The following is a 16,406-nucleotide window of genomic DNA, read 5'->3' as shown; positions in this document are numbered from 1 at the left end:
CGACGCCGCGTCCGCGCGCCTAGGCTGGGAACCATGACAGTCCCCAGCGTGACCCTCAACGACGGCAACACGATCCCTCAGCTCGGCTACGGCGTCTTCAAGGTGCCGCCGGCGGACACGGAGCGGGCCGTCGCCGAGGCGCTCGAGGTCGGCTACCGGCACATCGACACCGCCGCGATCTACGGCAACGAAGAGGGCGTGGGCGCGGCCATCGCGGCGAGCGGCATCGCGCGCGACGAGCTGTTCATCACCACCAAGCTCTGGAACGACCGCCACGACGGCGACGAGCCCCACGCCGCGATCGCGGAGAGCCTCGCCAAGCTCGGACTCGAGCAGGTCGACCTGTACCTCGTGCACTGGCCGACGCCCGCCCAGGACAACTACCTGCACGCATGGGAGAAGCTCATCGAGCTGCGGGGCGCCGGTCTCACCCGCAGCATCGGCGTCTCGAACCACCTCGTGCCGCACCTCGAGAAGATCGTGTCGGCCACCGGAGTGGTCCCGGCCGTCAACCAGATCGAGCTGCACCCCGCCCACCAGCAGCGCGACATCACGGACTGGGCCGCCGCCCACGATGTGAGGATCGAGTCGTGGGGACCCCTCGGGCAGGGCAAGTACGACCTGTTCGGAGCGGCGCCGGTCGCCGCGGCCGCCGAGGCGCACGGCAAGACGCCGGCGCAGGCGGTGCTCCGCTGGCACCTCCAGAAGGGCTTCATCGTCTTCCCGAAGTCGGTGCGCCGCGAGCGCCTCGAGGAGAACCTCGACGTGTTCGACTTCGAGCTCACCGCCGACGAGATCGCCGCCATCGACGCGATGGAGCCGGGCGACGGCACGGGGCGCGTGAGCGCGCACCCCGACGAGGTCAACTGACCGCTCGCGAGCGGGAGCGGATGCCGTGAACCCTCGCCTCGCGGAAGCGACGAGCCCGTACCTGAGAGCCCACGCGGGCAATCCGGTCGCGTGGTTTCCGTGGGGCGAGGAGGCGTTCGCCGAGGCACGACGCCGGGACGTGCCGGTCATGGTGTCGATCGGCTACTCGACGTGCCATTGGTGCCATGTGATGGCCCGGGAGTCGTTCGAGGACGAGACGACCGCCGCCGAGCTCGACGCCGGCTTCGTGTCGATCAAGGTCGACCGCGAGGAGCACCCCGAGGTCGACGCCGCCTACATGGCCGCAGCCTCCGCGTTCTCGCCGAGCCTCGGCTGGCCGCTGACCGTGTTCGCGACGCCCGAGGGGCGGCCGTTCTACGCCGGCACCTACTTCCCGCCGCAGCCGCGCGCCGGCATGCCGGCGTTCCGGCAGGTTCTCGCCGCGGTGCACGAGGCGTGGACCGAGCGGCGCGAGCAGATCGACGAGACGGCGGATGCCGTCGCCGGTGCTCTCGCGGAGGTCCGCGACTCCACGCCCGCCCCGGAAGCGACGACGCCGTCCGCCGAGGACCTGATCGGCGCCGCACGCGCCCTCGCGGGTCGGGAGGATCCGCGGCACGGCGGGTTCGGCGATCCCGCCGCCGGCGCCCCGAAGTTCCCCGTCGCCACGGCGCTCCGCTTCCTGCAGGCACGGATCATCCGCGAGCACGCCCCCGAGGCATCCGCCGTCGCCGACCGTGCCCTCGGCGCGATGGCAGCCTCGCCGCTGCGCGATGCGGTCGAGGGGGGTTTCTTCCGCTACGCGACCCGGCCCGACTGGACGGTGCCGCACTACGAGCGGATGCTGACCGACAACGCTCAGCTGCTCGACGTCGCGATGGACGCGGTTGTGCCCCGCGACGACGTCGCTCGCGGCATCGCCGGGTTCCTGCGCGACGTGCTGCAGCAGCCGGGCGGCGGCTTCGGCGCCGCGCAGGACTCGGAGTCCTGGATCGACGGTGCCCGCAGCGAGGGCGGCTATTACGGACGGGATGCCGCGGCCCGGGCCGGTCTCGAGCCCCCGGCCGTCGACGGCAAGGTGGTGAGCGGCTGGAACGGCCTCGCGATCGGAGCGCTCGCGCGCGCCGGCGCACGGCTGGACGAGCCGTCGTGGATCGAGTCGGCGCGCTGGGCGGCGGACGCCGTCCTCGAGGTGAACGTCACCCCGGACGGCCGGCTGCTGCGCGCATCCCTCGACGAGGTGCCGTCGCGCGCGTACGCGACGCTCGCCGACCACGGCCAGCTCGCCACGGGGCTCATCTCCCTCGCCGTCGCCACGGGGGAGGTCGCCTACGCCGTGCGGGCGCGGGAGCTGATCGACGCATGCGTCCACGAGGAACACCGCGTCGCCGTCCCCGGCGGGGGAGATCCGGTGCTGTCCCGGCAGGGGATCGGTGCGCCGGACACCGCCTCCGACGCCGATGAGCCGTCCGGGGCCGCGTCTGTCGCGGCGGCCGCCGCGGCGCTCTGGGTGCTGGGCGCCGGAGACCGCTATCGGTCGATCGCCGAGCTGCTCGTCGCAGCCCACGCGCCCGCAGCCCTCGCCCAGCCGCTCGCGTACGGCGCGCTCCTGCGGGTCGCCGCCGGCCTCGCCGAGCCGCCCCGGCAGGTCGTCGTCGTCACGGACGATGCCCGAGCCGCGCTCGCGACGGCGGCACGCAGCATCCGTGTCGATGTCGTGTCCATCGTGTCGCCGGAGCAGTCGCTCTCGTGGGCTGAAGCGGGATTCGAGCTGTTCGCCGAGAAGGCGCGGCGCGACGGACACCCGACCGCGTACGACTGCCGGGACTTCGCGTGCCGGCTGCCGGTGACCGAGGTCGCCGACCTGCAGGCCTGAGCGCGGCTCACACCCAGCTGGTGATCCACATGTGCAGGTGCCAGAAGTCGTAGGGCACGGTCATCGCGGAGATGATCGGGTACCAGAACGCCGACAGCGCGAGCGCGACGACGAGGAAGACCAGCACGAGGCGCTGACCCGTGAGCCGGCGGTAGGAGTCCGCCGAGGGAGGACCGGCGATGTCCTTGAGGGCGAACGTGAGCGCGAGCAGCATGAACGGCAGGACCAGCACCGTGTAGAACTGGAAGATCGTGCGCTCGGGCAGGAACAGCCACGGCACATAGGTGACGGCCACACCGGTGAGCACGAGGGCGTAGCGCCAGTCGCGCGCCACCACGAATCGGTACGCGAGGTACAGCACGGCGGCTACCCCGGCGTACCAGATCAGCGGGTTGGGCATCGTGGAGATCACGTCCACGCAGCCGCTCGGCGCGGTGCAGCCGTTCACGCCCAGCGCATCGTGGTGGTAGTACACGCCGGTGGGACGCCACAGCAGCGGCCACTGCCATGCGGGGCTCGCGTAGGAGTGCCCCGACGTGATGCCGGCGGTCGACTTGTACATCGCGACGTGATAGATCCAGAGGCTCTGGAGGGGGTTGCTCCCCGCCTGGCGGTCGTAGCCCCCCGAGCTGAACAGCCATCCCGACCACGACGCGACGTAGACGACGAGAGCCACCGGGACGAACAGCACGAACGTCGCGAGACCCTGGCGCACCGCATCCGTCGGCCAGAACAGCACGCCCGCGCGGCGTCGGGCCAGCGCGTCCGTGACGACCAGGTAGACCCCGAGGCCGGCGAGCACCCACGCGCCCGACCACTTCACCGCGCTGGCCGCCCCGAGCGCGGCGCCTGCGGCGATGATCCAGGGCCGGTTCCACAGGACGGGTCCCCAGGAGGGCGGCGTGTCACCGTCGTAGCGCGCCGCGACCGTCTGGGCGATGCGCGTCATCGTGCGCTCGCGGTCGCGCAGCACGAACAGGACGGCGAGCAGCACGAAGAACATCAGTGACGTGTCGAGCAGTGCGATGCGGCTCATCGAGACGGCGAGGCCGTCGACCGCCATGAGGAGCCCCGCCACGACGGCGAACGTGGTCGAGCGGGTGAGGCGCTTCGCGATGAGCATGAGCAGCAGCACCGACGCGATGCCGAGGAGCGCCGTCGTGATGCGCCAGCCCCAGCCCGAGTCGGGGCCGAGCACCGCCATACCGAGCGCGATGATCCACTTGCCGAGCGGCGGATGCACGACGAACGACGGATCGGGCGTGAACACGTTCACATCGCCCGAGAGGAAGCTCTCGTTGGCGCCAGCGGGCCAGGATGCCTCGTACCCGAGGTTGAGCAGGGTCCAGGCGTCCTTGACGTAGTACGTCTCGTCGAACTGGTTCATGAGGTCGTGCGCCGCGGCGAGGTTCCACAGCCGCAGGACCGCGGCGATCACCAGCACGACCGCAGGACCGAGCCACCGATACAGTCGCCGAGCGCGCGCGTCCTCGCTCAGCCGGCGGGCGAAGCGGTCGTACAGGCTCGGTCGTGCCGGGGGGTTCAGCGGCGCGGCGGGCTGGTCGGCCTCGAGCCGCGCGGCATCCGTCACCCGGTCAAGTTTAGGCTGAGGGGGTGATCATCCTCGCGGCGACCCCGATCGGAAACCTCGGGGACGCGTCCCGCCGGCTCGTCGAGGCCCTCGAGGAGGCGACCGTCGTCGCCGCGGAGGACACCCGCACGACTCAGCGTCTGCTGGCCGCACTCGGCATCGCGAACCGCCCGCGGCTGATCGCGCTGCACGATCACAACGAGAAGGAGCGGGCGCCCGAGCTCGTGGAGCTCGCACGCGAGCAGGACGTGCTCGTGCTGAGCGATGCGGGCATGCCCACGGTGAGCGACCCCGGCTACGGGCTCGTCGCGGCTGCCGCGGCGGCCGGCGTCGACGTCACGGCGATCCCCGGGCCGAGCGCGGTCGTGACGGCGCTCGCCGTCTCAGGGCTGCCCACCGACCGCTTCACGTTCGAGGGCTTCGTGGCCCGCAAGGCGGGGGAGCGCGGGGCGGCGTTGCGCGCGCTGAGCACCGAGCCGCGCACGATGGTCTTCTTCGAGGCGCCGTCGCGCGTCGCGGCGACGCTCGCCGACATGGCGGCCGCATTCGGCGACGAACGTCGCGGCGCGGTCTGCCGTGAGCTGACGAAGCTGCACGAGGAGGTCGCGCGCGGCACGCTCGCCGAGCTCGCCGCGTGGGCCGAGGGCGGCGTCCGCGGTGAGCTCGTGATCGTCGTGGAGGGAGCGCCTCCGCGCGGCGTCGCGTTCCCCGATGCGGTGACCCAGGTGCTCGAGCTCGTCCGCGGCGGCACGCGCTTGAAAGAGGCCGCGGCCGAAGTGTCCGGACTCACCGGACACTCCAGCCGCGAGCTCTATCAGGCCGCGCTCTCCGTCCGCGGGTAGCGCCGCCGGCGGATCACGAACAGGATCACGCCGCCCGCGAGCATCGTGAGACCCACCCACAGTGCGGTCAGGGTCACGCCGGTCGGCGGCAGGACCGCCGGCACCGGCACGCACGCCGTCGCGGTGGCGTCCCCGCCCGTGAAGAGCACCGTCGCCGCGTTGAGGAGCCCGGTGCCCTCTGCCTCGGATCCGGTCGTGCAGTCCGCCTGATCGGTGGTGATCGTCGACGACACCCGCGCCGTGGCTTTCACGTCGTAGGTGTGGGTCAGGCCGCCGTCGATCGTGATGCCGGTGGCGATCCGCAGATCGGTGAGGCCGTCCCATCCGGCGTTGACCGGAAGACCCTCGACGGACGAGACGCCGGCCGAGACGACGGTGATGCCGCTCCCGAAGCGGAGCTCGTCGTCGAGGTCGTAGGTGTCGGTGAGTGCGCCCGGGTTCGTGACGGTCACCGAGTACGCGATCGCGAACGTGCCGTCCGCCTGCTTCGTCGGCCCCGATGTCACGGTCTTCTCGATCTCGAGCGGGGCCAGATACGCGTTCACGAACGTGCAGTACACGGCGGCCCGCAGTGGCACCTCCACCGACACCGATGCCCCTTCGATCACCGGGTCGCCGTCCGACCCGACGCACTCGATGTCATCGAGCAGCCAGCGCTCGAGTTCGCTCGTCTCGGTGACGGTGTACGAGCCGGGGGCGATGAGTCCCGTCGAGTACGGGTCGGCCTCATCGGTGAGCGTGAATGCCTCGCCGTCGGGACCCCACTCGAAGTCGAACTCCTGCGTCGAGCCGGCGGGCAGCGTCGCCTTGTCGACGATGAGTGAGCCCCACTCCGTGTTCGTGAACGTGCAGACGACCGTCTCGCCCGGATCGAGCACGATCGACCCGACGAGCCCGTCCACCGTCGACTCGCCGCCCAGCGGGCGGCCGTCGACGCAGACGAGATCGGTGTTGTCGTAGCCCGCAGGCGTGACCTCGCTCACCTCGTACTCGCCGGGTGCGAGCTCTTCGAACGTGGCGGAGCCGGTGCCCCCGGACGTCTCGATCGAGAAGTCCTCCGGATCGAGCCACGTGCCCGTGAAGTCGAACACGCCATCGGCGCCTTCGACGTTCTTGGCCACGACGATGCGGCCGACCGCGAAGTTCTCGATCTCGCACTCGATCTGGTCACCGGGTTCCACGCGGAACCCGGTGATGTCGAGGGCGTCGACCTCGCCGTCGGCGTGGGCGACGGTGCAGGACAGCGGGCCCTCGATCCACCCCGGCAGATCCCGTTCGGCGAGCGAGTAGAGCCCGCGCGCGGTGAGACCCGCGAAGGTGGCGGTGCCGAAGCCTCCCTCGGTGACGACGGACGACACGATCGCCTCGCCGGCGGGGTCGAGCGGTGTGAGGACGTACTGGAACGTGGCATCGCCGCCGCGCGCCGCCTTGAAGATGGTGATGTCGATCGGCTCGGGGGTGTTCTCGATCTCGCAGCTGATCTCGGCGCCCGGTTCAGCCATGAAGGTGAAGGAGGCCGGGTCCTCGTCCATGTCGCCCTCGAACCCGGCACAGGTCAGCGATCCCCGCACCCAGCCCGGGACCGGCAGCTCGGTGATCGTGTAGATCTCTCCCGCGAGCAGGCCCGTCCAGGTCGCCGTCTCCGAGCTCTCGCCGGTGCCCGAGATCGACTGCTCGCCGCCTTCCGGCGTCACGCCATCCGACGGCGTGAGCGCGAACGGGAACGACCACTCGTAGTCGTCGGTCACGCCGGTGACGGTCTTCGTGACCGAGACGGATGCCGGCGCCGCCGTGTTCTCGGCGGAGCAGGAGAACGACGTGCCCGGCTGGAGATTGAACTGCCAGCCGTCGTCGGCGGCACGGTTGTCGACCACTTCGCAGTCGAGCGTTCCGGCCCAGCCCTCCTTCGCGACCTCGACGAGGCTGTAGTCCGCTCCGGGCGCGATGTCGGTGACCTCGATGGACGGCGTCTCCGACGTCAGCGTGATGACGCGCACGTCGCCCGTGCTCTCATCGGTCAGCTCGAAGTCGAACGACCAGGGGAAGCCGTCGGCGACGCCGACCGCGGTCTTCTCCAGTTGCAGCGAGACCGGTTCGGCCGTGTTGGTGAACACGCATTCGGCCACGCCCGCTGCGGCGAGGTCGACGGTGACGGCGCCGTCGCTCAGGCTCGGCGTCCACGTGGTGCCGGCGCTCGTGTCGCAGACGATGTCGGTGAGCTCCCAGCCGGGCACGTCGAGCAGCTCCGAGATGTCGTACTGCCCGGGATCGAGCGTCCCGCTGTCCCATGTCGCCTGTCCGGGCAGCGGGTTCAGCGTGAAGTCCACCTGCTCGCCGTCCGCGGGCGTGAAGACGAAATCGAAGTCCTGGTCGTACTCGAACGGATCCGTGGACTTGACGACGAGGATGCGCCCCGGCATGACGTTCGCGTAGTAGCAGGTGACGGTGTCACCGGGGGCGAGGTCGAAGTTCGCGGAGGCGACGTCGAAGTCGACGTCCTGGCCGCCGATGGTGCAGATCAGCGACCCCAGGACGGTGCCGTGCTGGTTCGGCAGCTCGGCCACCGTGTAGTTGCCGGGCTCGACACCCTCGAAGGACGCGTAGTAGTTCGTGCCGTCTCCGGTCTCGGCGGTGATGGAGAAGTCGCCGTCGTCGGGGAGGGCCGGAGATCCGGTCGTCCAGGTGCCGGTGAAGTCGAAGACGAGGCCGTCGGCAGTGCCGAAGGCCTCCTTGCTGATGACGATGTTGCCCAGCTGCGTGTTGGTGAAGGTGCAGGAGATGTCCTGCCCGGCGACGGTGGTCACCTGTGCGCTCGCGGTCGTCGGCGTGATGACCGCATTCTCGTCGGAGCAGGTGATGTCGGGGCTGTCCATCCACCCGTCGGGGATGGTCTCGCCGATGACCACCGTGGTGCCCGGCGTGAACGCGTACGTGACGCTCTCGCCGTCGGTGAGCGTCGTCGAATTCGCCCCGACGGTGAAGTCGAATTCTTGCGGCGACCCGTCGGGCAGCGTCTGCTTCGTCACGGTCACGGTCGAGGTGGCGTTGGTGATGACGCAGTCGGTCTGCGTGTTCGGGAAGACGGTGAACGGGTCGCTCGGACTGGTCAGCACGAACTCCACCGGCTCACCGGTGCCTGGCTGCGCGGTCGTGCAGACGGCCGACTGCTGCTGCCACGGGTCGGCGACCGTCTCCGCGAGCCGGTAGTCCGTCGCTCCGAGCACGTTCTGGAAGGTGTCGGTCTCGCCGATGCCGAGGTCATCGACGATCTGCCTGGCATCCGTGTCCGGCAGCACGATGCCGCCGCTCGCGCGGTCGACGCGATAGCCGAAGCGGTCGTCCGACTCGTAGCCGGCGGGCACGACGTCCTTCGTGACGCTCAGCGAACCGCAATTCGCGAGCACGAGCGGGTCGGCGGCGTCGAGGTAATCCTGCGTCTGAGCGCCGAAATCGGATCCGGTGCGGGAGAGCTCGGTCGACACCTCGAACGTGGTGCAGGAGTCGGGGTTGAACAGGCCGGCCGTGGTGAGGTCGACGGCGAACTCGCCGAACGTCGCCTGCGGCTGGTTGCCGACGGGCATCGGCCCCTCGGTGCGCACGCCGACGGCGTACGCGAAGTCGATGGCCTGCCCGGTGGGCAGCCATTGTCCGGCGCCGTTCGGGTTCGCGCATCCGTCGTTCGCGTTCGGCGTCCACCGGCGGAAGTGCACGGTGACGGTCCCGAGGTTGGACTCGTAATCGAAGACGACGAGCACGTCGTCGCAGCGGCCGGCGGCGGGACCCTCGAGGTTCTGGAGGAGGCTCAGGCTCCCGTTGCCGACGAGGCGCGTCCAGTAGGAGTAGAGGATCGCGTGGCGGGCACCCTGCGCATCGACGACCACCTCGTACGCAGCTCCCGTGCTGCACATGTTGCCCTTGTCGTTGACATTGGCGCTACCGGGCGCCCACGGAATGGTGTCGGGGATCTGGGAACCCGGCGACCCCGTCGCATCGGGCGCGGTCGCGGGACAGGCGCCGTCGAGGCTTCCGTTGTCCCAGCCGAACGTGGCGTCCAGGATGCCGGACGACGACAGTCCGGTCGCCGTCGTGTAGGGCCCGGTCGGGGTGAAGGTGTAGCTGCCGTCGGGTACGGGGGTCGTCAAGAACGAGTCCCAGTCGAAACTGGTCGGCAGGGTGCCTCCGGCCTTGTCGCCGTCGAGCTGGAATCCCGTCTGCAGTCCTGAGGGCTGGAGCGTGGCGGCCGAGGCCGCCCCGGCTCCGGCCAAGGGCACCAGCAGGGCGCCGACGAGCGCCCCGATTCCGACCAGCGAGATCACACGAGCACGCGACATGGCGCTTTCCTCCCCAGGAAAAGGGCCGTCGCCAGGCGCCGAGGCCCCCACAGCCTCCCGTCGAGACCCGCGAGAGCGCACGGATCATCGACTTGAGGGCGAACATACCGGATGCCGGGGTTCGGCGCGACCCCCGGCATCCGTGCTCCTGCACCGCGGAAAACGATCCGCGACCGGCGCTATTTGCGTACGGTGACGGCGAGGTCCTTGCTCGCGGTCGCGCCGGCGTCGTTCGCGAAGACGACGCGGTAGGTGTGCGTGCCACGCGTGGCGCCGGTGACGGAGAGCGTCGCACGTTGCGCGCCCGGCGTCGCCGCGACGAGCGCGCCTTCGCCCACGAGGGTGTCGCCCTCGTAGAAGCGGTAGGTCGTCGCGTTCGTGCCCCACCACAGATCGGCGGTCAGCGCGTAGGTGCCGTCGCCGTCCTTGTTGTCATGGCTCAGCACGGGCTTCGCGGGGGACGCGTCGGTGACCGTGACGGTGACGGGCTGCAGCGCGGTGGTGCCCTGCGAGTTCACGAGCTCGCCGGTGTAGACGTAGACGCCGTTCTCCTTCCCGGTGACCGGGATCTCGGCCGACTGCGCGCCGACGCCACCGTACCCGAGTGCCACGGTGGCGATGCGCTCGCCGTTCTCGAACACGCGCAGCTTCGTCGCGTTCTCGCCCCACCAGAGGTTCATGCGCACGGTGTACGCACCGTCCTTCAGGCCGGTGTCCCACCCGTTGTCGTGCGACAGGATGCCGCGGCCCGGGGCTCTGGCGGCCGTGTCGACCACCAGGAGCCCGTCGACAGCGTCGGCCAGGGCGGTCGTCGCGCCGTCCACCCCGGTGCGGGACGGGGCATCCGCCGACAGCACGATCCGCGCCCGCTCGATCGCTGCCTGCAGTCCTGCCGCGGTCGCCGGCGCGTATGCGGATCGGTCGACCCCCTCGGCGTCCGCGAGTGCCGCGGCGAGGGCGGAGGTGTCGACACCGGTCGGCGCGGCACGCACGAGCTCGACATCGTCGACAGTGCCCCACGCGCCGCCCGAGAGGGCCGCGGTGACGGTGACGGTCACGCTGCCGCCCGCGGGGACCTCGATCGGTGCGGTGGTCGGCACCGACCAGTTGCGCCACCCGTCCATCGAGAAGGGGATGGATGCCTCGCCCGACGGGCTCGAGACGCTCAGGCGCACGCTGCTCGCGGCATCCTCTCCGTCGCCCTGCAGTGCGCCGCGCACGACGTAGGATCCGGCCGGGACGCCGTCCACGCGCTGCGACAGGGTGAAGGAGTACGCGTTCGCGGCCCAGAAGTGCGCGGAGTGCGCACCGGTGCGCGGGTCGTCCCACGCGCCGACGGTGAGGCCTGCGCCGGTCTTCGTCCAGGCGCTGTTGTCGCCTTCGAAGCCGGGGCTGCGCAGCAGGTTCGCCTGTGCGACCACGACCGTGGCCGTCGCCGCGAGCCCCGACGATGTGACGCCTGAGATCGTGTACGTGCCGGGGCCGTCGATCCACTTCGCGGTGTCAGACCATGTGACCGGCTGCGTCTCGGACGAGCCGTCGTTGTACGACACCGTCACGGTGGCGGGCAGGATGACCGCATCGCCCTCCGCGAGGGCGAGGCTCACCGGCGCGACCGCGGTGACCTCGCGTGGCGCGACCGCGCCGGTGCGGGCGTACGCGAAGACGTTGAGCGACTCCAATGGTGTGCCGTCGTGCGCGAACAGCGCCTGGTTGTCCCACGCGGACCCGCCGTACCACTGGCCGGCGTCATCGGGGTCGTACTCGCCGGCGTAGCTGGAGGCCCAGCCCGACCCGTGCGTCTCCCACAGCGCCTTGTTCGCGTCGAGTGCGGAAGGCGGTCCGACGGGGAGCCATGCGGGCTCCCAGTAGAAGACGCCGATGCCGGCGGAGCCGACGTTCGCGACCGCCTGGATCACGTCGCGCACGGCGTCGGCCTGCCCCTGCACGCTGACCGGGTACTGCGTGGCCTCCGCGGGGAGGTCGATGACGTTGCCGTGGCCGTCGCCGTCCTCGAGCGTGTACGCCCACGAGGTCTCGGCCACCATGACCTTCTTGCCGTACGTATCGGCGACGTTCTCGAGCACTGCGGTGAGGTTCGCGACGGTCCCGTGCCAGTACGGGTAGTAGCTGGAGGCGAACACGTCGTAGTCGACGCCGCGTGACGCGAGGTTCGCCGCGTAGCCGGCGTAGCGCCCGCTGGACTCGGGGTTGGTGAAGTGCACCGCGACGAGGGCGTCGGGGAACACCGCGCGCACGGCCGCGGATCCGGCGGAGAAGATCTGCGCCATGCCGTCCCACCCGCTGACGCCGGCGACCGCGTTGTTGGTCTCGTTGCCGACCTGCACCATCTGCACGTCGACGCCCGCGGTCTTGAGCTCCTCGAGGGCATCCGTCGTGAAGGCGGTCACCGCGACGGTCTTCTGCTCCACGGTCATTGACGCCCAGGCCTTCGGCGCCTGCTGCTTCGCGGGGTCGGCCCAGAAGTCGGAGTAGTGGAAGTCGACGAGTACGCCGAGTCCGGCATCCGTCGCGCGCCTGCCGATCTCGACGGCGTGGGCCACGTCGTTGTCACCGCCGCCGTATCCGTTGCCGGCGGCGTCGAACGGATCGTTCCACACGCGCACGCGGACGTCGGTGACGCCGGCGTCGGCGAGGACGTCGAACAGGTCGGCGGGCCGCCCGGCTGCGTCGCGGAACACGACGCCGGACTCCTCGAGCGCGATCGCCGACGACAAGTCGACGCCGCTGATGAAGTCCGCCGGAAGGTTCTCGACCTTGGGGACGGTGATGCCGGCCTCGACAGGGCCGTCGTCTGCGGCGGCGGGGGCCGCCGCGAGCCCGGTGATGACCAGGGCGAGGGATGCCGCGACCGCCGCAAGGCGCGCGGATCGAGGGTGGTGGGACACGTGGGTTCTCCGATCGACGTTGATCCAGGGGGTGGACTGAGGCTCAGCCCTTGACGGACCCCGCGGTGAGGCCGCCGACGATGTAGCGCTGCAGCGACAGGAACAGGACCAGCACGGGGATCGCGGCGATCACCGCGCCGGCGGCGAACAGGCCCCAGTTGGAGGCGAGCTGGTTCGAGACCCACTGGTACATGCCGACCGCGAGGGTCCAGTTCTCCTCCGAGACGAGCACGATCTTGGCGATGATGTAGTCGCCGAACGCCGCGATGAAGGCCAGCAGCGCGACGACCGCGAGGATCGGGGTCACGAGCGGGAAGATCAGCCGCCAGAAGATCTGGGCGTGGGATGCGCCGTCGATCTTGGCGGACTCGTCGATCTCGATCGGCACGGTGTTGAAGAAGCCGTACATGAGGAACGTGTTGACGCCGAGCGCGCCGCCGAGGTACACGCAGATGAGCGCGATCTTGGAGTTGAGGCCCAGCGCCGGCACGACCTCGCCGAGACCCAGCAGCATCAGGAAGATCGCGACGAACGCGAGCGCCTGCGGGAACATCTGGATGATGAGAAGTCCGGTGAGCCCCGCACGGCGGCCCGAGAACCGGAAGCGCGAGAACGCGTACGCGGCAGCTGCGCCCATCAGCACGGCGCCGACCGAGGCGATGCCGCCGATGAGGAGGGTGTTGCCCGCCCACGTCCAGAAGCTCGTCTCACCGAGGGCGGCGTAGTTCGACAGGTCGACGACGCTGAAGAGGGCGTTGCTCGCGGCGAGCGTGCCGTTGGGGTTCAGCGACGCCGACAGGACGTACACGAGCGGGAAGATCGCGTAGAAGATCACGACGACGGCGAGCAGGTACTTCCAGCCGACCTCGAGCAGCCAGCGGCGTCGGCGTGCGGAGCGGCGGTCGCGGGGCGCGCCGGGGGTGCGGGTGGTCGGTCCCGTGGCGACATCGGTGGCGGTGGACATCACTGGAACTCCTCGAGCTTGCGGGTCTGACGGAACGCGATCGCCGAGATGCCTCCGACGACGGCGAACACGAGGATCGACAACGCGCTCGCGAGGCCGTAGTCCGCGGCACCGCCCGACACTCCGGAGATGTCGTAGATGGCGGAGATGAGGATGTCGGTGGCCCCGAGCGCGTACGGGGCGCCGGGGATCGCCGGGCCGCCGTTGTTGAACATGTAGATGACGGTGAAGTTGTTGAAGCTGAACGCGAACGAAGAGATCAGCAGGGGCGCGGTGGCCACGAGCACGAGCGGCAGGATGATCGAGCGCAGCTGCCGCGAGCGGCCGGCGCCGTCGAGGGAGGCCGCTTCGAGGGTGTCCTGCGGGAGCGCCTGCAGCGCGCCGGTGCACACCAGGAAGTAGTACGGGTACGTGAGCCACAGGTTCACCCAGACGACGGCCGCGCGGGCGAGCCACGGGTCCCCGAGCCAGTTGATGTTCGCACCGAAGAAGAACAGATCGTTGATCACGCCGAACTCGGCGTTGAACATGCCGCGGAACAGCAGCGCCGACATGAACGCGGGGAACGCGTACGGGAGGATGTACAGCGTTCTGAGGAACCGGCGGCCCTTGAGGCGCGCGTCGTTGTAGATGAGTGCGAGCAGGAGCCCGAGCGCGAAGGGCAGCACGACTGACAGTGTCGCGAAGACGAACGTCCAGACGGTGACGGACAGCAGGGTCTGCGCGAGCGCGGGGTCGGTGAACAGCCGGAAGAAGTTCTCGAACCCGACGTTGACATACCAGCCCGTGGGCAGCGCCGAGCCGTCCTCGGCGACGAACAGTCCCTTGTCGTTCGCGGTGTAGACGGTGCCGGTGGTGGTGTCGGTGATGGTCTGGGCCTCGGCATCCCATACCAGGGTCGATTCGTAGACCGCGCCCGAAGAACCGTCACGCGTGCGGATCGAGCCGTCGTTGGGGTCTTCGGAGACCGGCACGCGAAGGCTCGCGATCTGCTCCTGCAAGGCGGCGTCGGTGATGACCGTGGCACGCGGCACGACGTCCCAGCCGGGGACCTCCGTGGGGGAGCCGGCGCTGCCGACCTCGGCGCCGCGGGCCTCCTCGAGAGGCTGCTCGGCAGAGCCGACGAGCACGTCGCCGTTCTCGTCGACGATCGCGAAGCCGACCTCGCCGACGCGCTCGACGACCGAGAGCGGATAGGTCGGGGAATCCTCGATGCGACGCTCGCCCTGGATGAGCGCAGCCTCGACCGCCTGCTCCTGGGTGCCGGCGTGACCGGTGCCGTAGTTGGTGAAGGCGATGTACGCGGTGTAGCCGAAGATGAAGACCTGGAAGACGAGCAGGAATGCCAGGCCCGGCAGCAGATACTTGAGCGGCAGCGCGCGCTTGGTGAAGTAGACGACGTCGGCGGCCAGGATCAGCACGAGCGTCGCCGAGAACACGACCCACGACTCGACGCGGAACGCGCTCAGCAGCGTCATCACGCCGAAGGCGTTCACGAGGGCCATCAGGGCGAGCTTGGCGAGGAAGCCCCAGCCGGGGCCGCGCCAGCGGCGGGCATGCGATTCGCGGGGCGGCGTCTTCGCCGGCGCCTGGGGGAGGGTGGGGGCGTCCACCGTCATGCGTCTGCTCCTGTCACGGGCCTCATCGCCGGGCGTGAGGGGGATCGACGGGGTCGATCCGGGAAGGGGTTGGGATCCGGGAGGCGGGGAGAGGCACTCACCCGCCTCCCGGAGCATGTCGGCCACCGTGGCGGTGACCGGGTTCAGCCGGTCGGGATCAGCCCTCGACCGCAGCCTGGACATCGGCGACCATCGTGTTCCACGTCGACACGGGGTCGGCGCCGCTGATGATCTGCGACTGCGCGGCGTTCCAGAGGTCCCACACCGAGCCCATCTCGGGGATGCTCGGCATCGGGACGCCGTTCTGCGCCGAAGCGAGGAAACCCGCGATGATCGGGTCGGACGAGACCTCGGTGGCCAGCGTCGACCACGCCGGGATGCGGGGGTCGGCCTCGTAGAGGGCGCGCTGCGCCTCCTCGGTGCCGAGGTAGTTCACGAGGAACTCCTGCGCGAGCAGCGCGTTCTTCGACTGCGAGCTGAGGTAGAAGCCCTGCACGCCCACGAACGGAGCGGCCGTCTCGCCGCCCGCCGAGGGGATGGGGTTCACGGCGATGTTCTTCACGTCGGTGTAGGCGCTGATCGCCCACGGACCCTGGATCGTGTAGGGCGCCTTGCCGGTGTTGAAGAGCTCGTTGTTGATGTCGTAGTCGACGGTCGTCGAGATGTAGCCGGTGCCCGAGGTGCCGTTGGCGCCGAGCCAGGTCGCGAAGGCCTCGCCCGCGGCACCGCCCATGCCGACCTCGGTCGTGTACGAGCCGGACGCGTCCTGCACGAAGACCGGGGCGCCGAACGACGTCTGGAAGCCGTACATGGTGTAGCCGTCGCCGGTCTCACCGGCGGTGTTGATGACGAACGGACGCTCGGCGCCGGACGCCAGGCCCTTCTGGATCATCTCGTCCCACGTCGCAGGGGCCTCCGCGCCCACGAGGTCGACGTTCTGCACGAGCGCGATGGTCTCGAGCGAGTAGGGGAGGGCGTACAGCTGACCGTCGTAGGTCATGGCCTCGAGGGCGACGGGCTCGAACTCCGACGCCTTGTCGCCGAGGTCGATCGTGTCGACGACGCCGGCGGCGACGAGCGCGCCCAGCCAGTCGTGCGCGCCGACGGTGATGTCGGGGCCCTCACCGGTCGGCACCTGCGCGATGAAGTCGTTGCGGAGGTCCTCGAAGTTCTTCTTGACGATCTTGACGGTGGCGCCGGTCTCCTCCTCGAAGGCCTTGGCCGCGTCCTTGACCGCCGTCTGGCGCTCCTCGTCGGTCCAGACGACGAGCTCGGCGCTGCTGTCGGCCGCGTCGTCGGAGTTGTCGGACGAACCTCCGCCGGCGCAGCCGGCGAGGACGACCGCTGCCGTGAGCGCCAGCGCTCCGAGTGCGATCTGCTTTCGCATGATTTCCCTTTCGGTGA

At 70.2% G+C, this 16,406-nt stretch carries 9 protein-coding genes; 3 read left to right on the top strand and 6 right to left on the bottom strand.

The window, feature by feature from the left end:
• The first annotated feature begins 33 nt into the window (after positions 1–33).
• Positions 34–870 (top strand): aldo/keto reductase, encoded by an 837-nt coding sequence (locus tag ASF40_RS09320; RefSeq protein WP_056368141.1) that lies wholly within the window; start codon positions 34–36, stop codon positions 868–870.
• Between the two features lie 25 nt (positions 871–895).
• Positions 896–2,746 carry a thioredoxin domain-containing protein gene (locus ASF40_RS09315; protein ID WP_056368139.1) on the top strand — a complete coding sequence of 617 codons (1,851 nt, stop codon included), beginning with the start codon at positions 896–898 and terminating at the stop codon, positions 2,744–2,746.
• A gap of 7 nt (positions 2,747–2,753) precedes the next feature.
• Here the strand turns inward: ASF40_RS09315 and ASF40_RS09310 are convergent, their stop codons facing one another.
• A complete protein-coding gene (locus tag ASF40_RS09310) occupies positions 2,754–4,337 on the bottom strand; it encodes a dolichyl-phosphate-mannose--protein mannosyltransferase (RefSeq protein WP_056368138.1) in 1,584 nt (527 codons plus the stop codon).
• A gap of 23 nt (positions 4,338–4,360) precedes the next feature.
• On the opposite strand from ASF40_RS09310, the gene rsmI reads away from it, so the two are divergent.
• On the top strand, positions 4,361–5,179 hold the full coding sequence (gene rsmI, locus ASF40_RS09305) for a 16S rRNA (cytidine(1402)-2'-O)-methyltransferase (RefSeq protein ID WP_056368136.1): 819 nt from the start codon (positions 4,361–4,363) through the stop codon (positions 5,177–5,179).
• On the opposite strand, the gene ASF40_RS09300 is transcribed toward rsmI, so the two are convergent.
• The 5 genes from ASF40_RS09300 to ASF40_RS09280 all read right to left on the bottom strand — a co-directional run bounded on the left by ASF40_RS09300 (position 5,152) and on the right by ASF40_RS09280 (position 16,389).
• Positions 5,152–9,510, bottom strand: a complete 4,359-nt coding sequence (locus ASF40_RS09300; RefSeq protein ID WP_056368134.1) for a prealbumin-like fold domain-containing protein — start codon at positions 9,508–9,510, stop codon at positions 5,152–5,154. The two genes, rsmI and ASF40_RS09300, sit on opposite strands and share 28 nt — an antisense overlap.
• Before the next feature lie 179 nt (positions 9,511–9,689).
• Positions 9,690–12,419, bottom strand: coding sequence for a glycosyl hydrolase 53 family protein (locus ASF40_RS21655; RefSeq protein ID WP_056368131.1), 2,730 nt, complete (start codon positions 12,417–12,419; stop codon positions 9,690–9,692).
• A 43-nt stretch (positions 12,420–12,462) separates the two neighbouring features.
• Positions 12,463–13,383, bottom strand: a complete 921-nt coding sequence (locus ASF40_RS09290; protein WP_056368128.1) for a sugar ABC transporter permease — start codon at positions 13,381–13,383, stop codon at positions 12,463–12,465.
• A complete protein-coding gene (locus ASF40_RS09285) occupies positions 13,383–15,002 on the bottom strand; it encodes an ABC transporter permease subunit (protein WP_056368127.1) in 1,620 nt (539 codons plus the stop codon). Before ASF40_RS09285 ends, ASF40_RS09290 begins: the two co-directional genes overlap by 1 nt.
• A 157-nt stretch (positions 15,003–15,159) precedes the next feature.
• Complete coding sequence (locus ASF40_RS09280) at positions 15,160–16,389, bottom strand: sugar ABC transporter substrate-binding protein (RefSeq protein WP_056368125.1); 1,230 nt, start codon at positions 16,387–16,389, stop codon at positions 15,160–15,162.
• Between the last annotated feature and the right edge of the window lie 17 nt (positions 16,390–16,406).

Source organism: Microbacterium sp. Leaf288, assembly GCF_001422925.1.
In the GTDB taxonomy this organism is placed as follows: Bacteria; Actinomycetota; Actinomycetes; order Actinomycetales; family Microbacteriaceae; genus Microbacterium.
The sequence above is the reverse complement of the archived record's forward strand: the minus strand, read 5'-3'. Positions and strand labels throughout refer to the sequence as shown.

What these genes read in the sequence shown, in the direction of transcription:
- ASF40_RS09320 (WP_056368141.1), top strand. Translation starts at nt 34, where the DNA reads ATGACAGTCCCCAGCGTGACCCTCAACGACGGCAACACGATCCCTCAG.
- ASF40_RS09300 (WP_056368134.1), bottom strand. Translation starts at nt 9,510, where the DNA reads ATGTCGCGTGCTCGTGTGATCTCGCTGGTCGGAATCGGGGCGCTCGTC.
- ASF40_RS09290 (WP_056368128.1), bottom strand. Translation starts at nt 13,383, where the DNA reads ATGTCCACCGCCACCGATGTCGCCACGGGACCGACCACCCGCACCCCC.
- ASF40_RS09285 (WP_056368127.1), bottom strand. Translation starts at nt 15,002, where the DNA reads ATGACGGTGGACGCCCCCACCCTCCCCCAGGCGCCGGCGAAGACGCCG.
- ASF40_RS09280 (WP_056368125.1), bottom strand. Translation starts at nt 16,389, where the DNA reads ATGCGAAAGCAGATCGCACTCGGAGCGCTGGCGCTCACGGCAGCGGTC.